Below are 1,698 nucleotides of genomic sequence, written 5' to 3'. Positions count from 1 at the left end.
CCATAGGACATGGCGTCATCGAAGGACATCTTCGCGCCTTCGGTGCCGGGATCGTAGGAACGCGTCATCGTCGTCTCCGGTAAATGCCGATGCGTTCGGCAGGGGCAAAAATCTTTCAAAGATTTTTCCAAGATTTTTGAAAGATCTTGGTCGCGCCCGGGGCTGTGTTTCGGTTCAGGTGACCCTGGCGCGGGTCTTGTACTCTGGTCGGTCCCACAGGGCGTTATCCATGATCTCTTTCAGGATCGCGACGGCGCCGCTGACATCCTCCATTGTCGTATAGAGCGGCGTGAAGCCGAACCGCAGGATATCGGGTGCGCGAAAGTCGCCGATGACGCCGCGTGCAATCAGCGCCTGCATGATTGCATAACCTTGGGCATGGGCGAAACTCACCTGACTGCCGCGCTGCAAAGGGTCGCGCGGAGAGGCGAGCGTGAGGGCCGGGCAGGCTGCCTCCACCCCCTTGATGAAGGCCTCGCTCAATTCGATGGAGCGGGCGCGGATATCGGCCATCGCGACCCGGTCCCAGATGTCAAGTGAGGCTTCAAGGGCCGCGAGTTGCAAGACCGGCGGTGTGCCCACCCGCATCCTCTCGATCCCTGCGCCGGGGCGGTAGTCGAGGTCGAAGGCAAAGGGGGCGTCGTGCCCCAGCCAGCCCGACAACGCGGGCTGCACATTTTCGGCCAGCCGGGGGGCGACATAGATGAAGGCGGGGCCGCCCGGGCCGGAATTGAGGTATTTGTAGGTGCAGCCGACGGCGAAATCGGCATCCGCTCCGGCAAGATCGACCTCGATCGCCCCTGCCGAATGGGCCAGATCCCAGACCACAAGCGCACCCGCGGCATGGGCCTTTTCGATCAGCCGTTTCATGTCGTGTTTGCGGCCTGTGCGGTAGTCGACCTCGGTCAGCATCAGCACGGCGATGTCCGGGGTTATCGCGTCCTCGACCGCCTCGGGGGCGACAGTGCACAAGGCATAGCCTTCGCCCAATGTCCGGGTCAGACCCTCGGCCATGTAAAGGTCCGAGGGAAAGTTGCCGGTATCTGAGAGGATCACCTTGCGGTCGGGGCGCAAATCCAGCGCCGAGGCGAGCGCCTGATAGACCTTGATCGACAGGGTGTCGCCCAGCACGACACTTCCCGGTTCCGCCCCGATCAGCCGACCGATCCGGTCGCCGAGCGCGCGCGGCTTGTTCATCCAGCCCGCCCGGTTCCAGGCGGTGATCAGCATCTCGCCCCATTCACCCTCGATACAGCTCTGTACCCGTTCGGCGGCGGCCATGGGAAGCGGGCCGAGCGAGTTGCCGTCGAGATAGATCACGCCGTCGGGCAGGTGAAACATCGCGCGGGTTCTGGTGAAGTCGGTTGCCATCGGAACCTCCGGTGTGAGCTGTTCGAATTTGGTATCGGATTTTATTTCGAACTTAAAGTATTTTCCAGCACGTGGCTGTGCCGCTATGGCCGCACAGCCACTTCAGGCGATGATGTCACGTCAGAATGGAAAGGATCGGCCTATGGTCTTGTCACAGCGGCGGCGCAATCATAGGGTCCGTCGGAATTCGGGGATATGGACGCCAACAGATGGCAAAAGACGTTGATTTCCCGCCGGTCTGGCTGGCCGGTTTTGCTGCGATAGGCGGTGTGTTCGGGCGTGCGTTTCCGACGCGTCTCGACTTCAATGATGTGGTCGGCTCGATCC

Annotated in this window: 1 protein-coding gene; it reads right to left on the bottom strand. The window is 61.8% G+C overall.

Translation table 11 applies throughout. From position 1 onward, the window contains the following. Positions 1-174: 174 nt before the first annotated feature. Complete coding sequence (gene kynU / locus WBB85_RS05435) at positions 175-1,371, bottom strand: kynureninase (RefSeq protein WP_432637612.1); 1,197 nt, start codon at positions 1,369-1,371, stop codon at positions 175-177. Positions 1,372-1,698: the final 327 nt, after the last annotated feature.

This window comes from Albidovulum sp., from assembly GCF_049646345.1.
Lineage (GTDB): Bacteria > Pseudomonadota > Alphaproteobacteria > Rhodobacterales > Rhodobacteraceae > Albidovulum.
The sequence above is the reverse complement of the archived record's forward strand: the minus strand, read 5'-3'. Positions and strand labels throughout refer to the sequence as shown.